Source organism: Bradyrhizobium sp. Ken01 (genome assembly GCF_055807355.1).
The window spans coordinates 1-5,305 of the sequence record NZ_JBVVPC010000107.1; the positions used below are offsets into that span (position 1 = coordinate 1).

At 64.7% G+C, this 5,305-nt stretch carries 5 protein-coding genes; 4 read left to right on the top strand and 1 reads right to left on the bottom strand.

Features of this window, described 5'->3' with window-relative positions:
- Nucleotides 1-80: 80 nt before the first annotated feature.
- The gene (locus AC0L3S_RS38680) at nucleotides 81-965 is read right to left on the bottom strand and encodes a LysR family transcriptional regulator (protein ID WP_473285146.1); all 885 of its coding nucleotides are present in this window, start codon (nucleotides 963-965) and stop codon (nucleotides 81-83) included.
- Between the two features lie 114 nt (nucleotides 966-1,079).
- Between AC0L3S_RS38680 and AC0L3S_RS38685 the strand changes: the two genes are divergently transcribed.
- Genes AC0L3S_RS38685 through AC0L3S_RS38700 form a run of 4 tightly spaced genes read left to right on the top strand, consistent with a single transcriptional unit; the run spans nucleotide 1,080 to nucleotide 5,090 of the window.
- Complete coding sequence (locus AC0L3S_RS38685; protein ID WP_473285148.1) at nucleotides 1,080-2,444, top strand: FAD-dependent oxidoreductase; 1,365 nt, start codon at nucleotides 1,080-1,082, stop codon at nucleotides 2,442-2,444.
- 34 nt (nucleotides 2,445-2,478) lie between these two features.
- Complete coding sequence (locus AC0L3S_RS38690; RefSeq protein WP_247405897.1) at nucleotides 2,479-3,483, top strand: ABC transporter substrate-binding protein; 1,005 nt, start codon at nucleotides 2,479-2,481, stop codon at nucleotides 3,481-3,483.
- 16 nt (nucleotides 3,484-3,499) lie between these two features.
- On the top strand, nucleotides 3,500-4,273 hold the full coding sequence (locus tag AC0L3S_RS38695; RefSeq protein WP_473285151.1) for an ABC transporter ATP-binding protein: 774 nt from the start codon (nucleotides 3,500-3,502) through the stop codon (nucleotides 4,271-4,273).
- The gene (locus AC0L3S_RS38700; protein ID WP_473285153.1) at nucleotides 4,266-5,090 is read left to right on the top strand and encodes an ABC transporter permease; all 825 of its coding nucleotides are present in this window, start codon (nucleotides 4,266-4,268) and stop codon (nucleotides 5,088-5,090) included. Before AC0L3S_RS38695 ends, AC0L3S_RS38700 begins: the two co-directional genes overlap by 8 nt.
- The last annotated feature ends 215 nt before the right edge of the window (nucleotides 5,091-5,305 follow it).

Consider the following 5,305-nt stretch of genomic DNA (forward strand, 5'->3'; position numbering starts at 1 on the left):
GCGCGACGCGCGCATCACATAGCGCCGTAGCTAGCGCGGCTTGGCCGCGGAGGCCGACCCGTTACCCCATCTACGGGCTTTCACAGCGACACCGCCAGTGACCTTTTCAGCAGTGTGAGCAGCGCCTGCACCGCGGCGGCATTGCGCCGCCGTTCAGGGATCGCAGCCTTCACCCACAATTCCGGAATCGGAAACTCGCGCAGAACCGGCTTGAGTGCGCCGTTGCGCAAGGCGTCCGCGACGAGATAGTCCGATATCAGCACGATGCCGTTGCCGGCGATGGCGCTGCGCGCCAGCACTTGGCCCTCGTTGCAGGACAGCAGCGGGCTGACTTGGACGCTGATGCGGCCGCGCGGCCCGTCAAAGATCCACTCCGGCCCCGTCGGCAGAAAGCTGAGACAGCGATGCTCGACCAGATCACGCGGATGTCTTGGCGTGCCGTGTTTCTTCAGATAGGCGGGCGAGGCGCAGAGCAGCCGCTTCAGCGGGCACAGGGGCTCGTCGACGACACCGCCAAAGGAATGCGGGAAGGCGCCGATAGCGATGTCAAAGCCTTCGGTGACGGGATCGACCGGACGGTCGAACAGCACGATATCGAGCTTGAGCCGCGGGTTCTGGGTCTGGAAAGCGGTGAAGACATCCGCAAGCCGCGCGACCGTCAGCGAGGTCGGCGCCTTGATGCGTAGGTGATCGACGAGATCATGGCCCTTCTCGCCCATGCGCGAGAGCAGGTCGGTGGCGTCGGTGACGACGGCGCGGGCGCGATGCACGTAGCGCTGGCCGGCCTCGGTCAGCCGCAACTGCCGGGTCGAGCGCTGAAAAAGCGGCGTGCCGATCCGCGCCTCCAGCTGCGTGACTCGCTTGGCCACCACCGACGTAGAGACGCCGAGTTTTCGCCCGGCCGCGGAGAAGCCGGCGGCGTCGGCGGTCGCGAGGAACGCCTGCAAGTTGACGAGGACGTCCATTTTCCACCTTTCTCGATTCGCGAAAGCTGATCGTCTATTTTGGCGGATTGTAGCTCGGTACGCGCTAATTCATAGTCGGGCCCAAGCAAGAGAGTTTCAGGGACAGGACGCGCCATGCAGGCCACCACGATCGAAGAACCGGCACGCCAGGTGCCGCTTTATGGCGAATATGAAGTCGTCGTGCTCGGCGGCGGTCCGGCCGGCATCGTCGCGGCGGCCTCAGCTGCGCGGGCTGGGCGGAAGACGCTCTTGATCGAGCGCTACGGCTTTCTCGGCGGCATGGGCACCGCGGCCGGCGTCACCAACTTTTGTGGTTTGCACGGCAATGTCTATGGCCAGGCGCACCGGCTGGTGCAGGGCATGGCGTCCGAGCTGCTGGCTCGGATCGACCGCTTGAACGGGCTCAACGCGCCGCATCTGATCCTCGGCAAGGTCTTTGCCCAGGCCTACGACACCGCCGCCTACAAGATCGCGGCCGACCAACTGCTCGCCAGTCACAAGGTGCACATCCTTTTCCATGCGCTCGGTGCAGGCGTCGTGATGGGCGATAACAGCCGCATCGATGCCCTGATGGTCGAGACCAAGGCGGGCCGACAGGCGGTGCGATCGGAGATCTTCATCGATTGCTCCGGCGACGGCGATCTCGCGGTCTGGGCCGGCGCGCCGTTCGAATTCGGCGACGAGCACGGCCATCCGATGTATCCCTCGATGATGCTCCGCCTCAACGGCATCGATCCGGCGAAGGCGGGCGATGCCTGGCGCACCATCCCGCAATTGATGGAGCAGGCCACCGCCGCCGGTACCCACACATTCCCGCGCAAGAGCGCGATCGTGCGGCCGCAGAAATCCGGCATCGAATGGCGGGTGAACTTTACGCAAGTCGCGCGCGAGGACGGCCATGCCATCAACGGCATCGAGCCTGACGATCTCACCCGCGGCGAGATCGAGGGCCGCAAGCAGGCGCTCGCCGCGTTCGAATTCCTGCGCACCGTGCCGGGCTTTGAAAAATCCTACATCGTCGACCTGCCGCCGCAGCTCGGCATCCGCGAAACCCGCCGCATCAATGGCGGCTATCAGCTCAGCGGCGAGGACGTGCTCGGCTGCGCGTCGTTCGAGGATTCCATCGGGGTCAATGGCTGGCCGATCGAGGCCCATGTCCCCGGCGACGTCGTCTTCACCTTCCCGCCGATCCCGGAATCGCGTGGCTATAACGAGCTGCCCTACCGCATGCTGGTGCCCGAAGGCGTCGACAATCTGCTGGTCGCCGGCCGCTGCGCCTCGATGACCCATGAGGGCCAGTCGGCGGCCCGGGTCTCCGGTGCCTGTTTCGTGATGGGGGAGGCGGCCGGTTCCGCCGCCGCGCTGGCGCTCTCCGGAAACCGGATCCCGCGTGACATCCCCGTTGAAAAGCTGCAGGAAACGTTGAAACAACAGGGCGCCTTTATCGGACGGGACCAGCCCGTGCCCGAAGGCCTGTAACCGACTGCAAGATATCGACGGCGGAGGAAACGAAATGACCGGGATTGTGCGGCTCGCGCTAGCTGGCCTGATGGCGATCACAGCGATGGGCACCGCCCGAGCCGAGGACGCGCTGAAAGCCAGGATCGGCGTGCTCAGGCTATCCTCCTCCGCGCCCGTCTTCATCGCGCAGGACAAGGGCTATTTCCGAGAGGCCGGCCTCGACGTCGAGCTGAAATTCTTCGATGCGGCGCAGCCGATCGCGGTGGCCACCACCTCCGGCGACATCGATTTCGGCGTCACCGCTTTTACCGCCGGCCTTTACAATCTCGCCGGCAAGGGCGTGCTGAAGGTGATCGGCGGCATGAGCCGCGAGAAGGCCGGCTATCCCCTGATCGGCTATTTCGCCAGCAACAACGCATATGCGAGCGGTCTGAAGACGCCGAAGGACCTCGCGGGCAAGCGCGTGGCGATGACGCAGGTCGGCTCCTCCTTTCACTATTCGCTCGGCCTGCTTGCCGACAAATACGGTTTCAAGCTCGCCGACGTGAAGATCGTGCCGCTGCAATCGCTGTCGAATGCGGCGGCCGCGCTGAAGGGCGAGACGGTGGATGCGGCGCTGCTGCCGATCTCCACCGCGCGAAAGCTGATGGACGACGGCGGTGCGAAGTTCCTCGGCTGGGTCGGCGACGAGACACCCTGGCAATTGGGCGCGGTGTTCGCTTCACCGAAGACGCTGACCAACAAGGTGCTGGTGACGAAGCTGCTCGGCGCTTTGGCAAAGGCCGACCGCGAATATCACGACGTCATCCTTGCCGCGATGAAGGACGGCGTCGCGCCGATCAATGACAAGACAAAGCCGCTGCTGGAGATCATCGCCAAGTATACGAACCTCCCGGTCGAGCAGGTGGTCGGCAATTGCGCCTATATCGATCCCGACGGCAAGCTGGATGTGAAGAACGTCGACAACCAGATCAAATGGCTCCAGGAGCAGGGTTTTGCCGACAAGGGCTTCGACGCGAACGCGATCATCGCCAAGGAATTCGTGAAGGCGGATTGAGATTAGAACGCAACGCATGGACCTGACCGCCAACCACATCACCCATCGCTTCGGCGATCTCGCCGTGCTCGACGACGTCTCGTTCACCGTCAGCGCGGGCGAGGTGGTGGCGATCGTGGGGCCCTCGGGCTGCGGCAAGAGCACGCTGCTGTCGATCCTCGGCGGCCTGTTGCTGCCGACCTCCGGCGCGCCCGAGCTGCGTGGATCGCCGCCGGCGGACAGTCTCAATCCGCTCACCTTCGTGTTCCAGGACTTCGCGCTGCTGCCCTGGGCCAATGTGGAGGAGAACGTCGAATTCCCGCTGCTGCACACCCAGCTCTCGGCCGTACAGCGCCGCGCGCTGGTCGACGACGCCTTGCGCCGCACCGGCCTGACGGATTTTCGCAAGACCTATCCGAAGCAGCTTTCCGGCGGCATGCGCCAGCGCGTCGGCATTTCGCGCGCGCTTGCGGTCAAGCCGGCCATCCTCCTGATGGACGAGCCGTTGTCGGCGCTGGATTCGCAGACCCGCGAACTGCTGATGGAGGATTTCGTCCGGCTGCTCGCCGTCGGCGGCATGGGCGCGGTCTATGTCACGCATAATCTCGAAGAGGCGGCGCGACTTGCCGATCGCATCGTGGTGCTGTCACGGCGTCCTGGCCGCATTCGCGAGGTCGTGGCGGTGCCGATGACGCGCACTGAGCGCGGTGACATTGCAGCCCGTGAAAAGCTGCTCGCGCTTCAGAACCAGATCTGGTCATTGATCCGCAACGAGGCGATCGATGCCGAGCGCGAGGTTCAGCATGCTTGATCGCGCGCCAGTGGGAACATCTGCGAAGGATGAAATCGTCCGGCGCGTCCGCTTTCGCGGCGCCGGTTTCGTGCCGGCGAGCAGCCGTTTCGGCGGCTGGATCGCGCTCGCGCTGGTCATTGCGATCTGGCAGGCGGCGGGCAGCAGCGGCCTCGTCAATCCGCTGTTCCTGCCGCCGCCATCGGCGATCGCGCGTGCGATCTACCAGCTCGCGATCTCTGGCGCGCTGTGGCAGCACCTTTCCGCGTCGCTCCTGCGCATCGGTGTCGGTTGGCTGCTCGGCACGGCGGCCGGTGTCGCGGTTGGCTTTGCCATCGGCCTGTCGCGGCTGGCGCGCAGCGTCGGCATCACCTTCATCTCGGCGCTGTTTCCGATCCCGAAGATCGCGCTGCTGCCGCTGTTGATCCTCTGGCTCGGCATCGGCGAAGAGCCGAAGATCGCAACCATTGCGCTTGGCGTGTTCTTCTCGACCGCAATCTCGGTCTATAGCGGCGTCGACGCGGTGCCGCGCAATCTCATCCGCATGGCGCAGAGCTTCAACGTGCCGTTCGCCACCATCGTGCGCAAGGTGGTGTGGCCGGGCGCGTTGCCCGCGATCCTCGCCGGCTTCCGCATCACGTCGTCGGTGGCGCTGCTGCTCGTCGTCAGCGCCGAGATGATCGGCGCGCAATACGGCATCGGCGCGTTCGTGCTTCAGGCCGGCAATTTGATGCAGACGGATCAGCTGCTCGCGGGCGTGGTGATCCTGTCGGTGTTTGGGTTGGTTGTGGGAAGGGTGATCAACTGGCTGGAGGTCAAATTATTGCACTGGCGGTGAGGTTCACTCCGCCGTCGTCCCGGCGCAGGCCGGGACCCATACCGCGTGATCTATCGAGGGAGCGCGGTGTTCGTACCGAACAACAACTAAGAATCTTCGCCAAACATCTCCTTGTGGTTATGGGTCCCGGCCTTCGCCCTAGGGCATGCACATATCTGGTGCGGCGGATTGACTCAGAGCGGCATCTGGGGATTCCAGAATCGGGAAACCGTGTG

Coding starts and splice junctions, on each gene's coding strand:
- AC0L3S_RS38685 (WP_473285148.1), top strand. CDS start 1,080: ATGCAGGCCACCACGATCGAAGAACCGGCACGCCAGGTGCCGCTTTAT.
- AC0L3S_RS38695 (WP_473285151.1), top strand. CDS start 3,500: ATGGACCTGACCGCCAACCACATCACCCATCGCTTCGGCGATCTCGCC.
- AC0L3S_RS38680 (WP_473285146.1), bottom strand. CDS start 965: ATGGACGTCCTCGTCAACTTGCAGGCGTTCCTCGCGACCGCCGACGCC.
- AC0L3S_RS38700 (WP_473285153.1), top strand. CDS start 4,266: ATGCTTGATCGCGCGCCAGTGGGAACATCTGCGAAGGATGAAATCGTC.
- AC0L3S_RS38690 (WP_247405897.1), top strand. CDS start 2,479: ATGACCGGGATTGTGCGGCTCGCGCTAGCTGGCCTGATGGCGATCACA.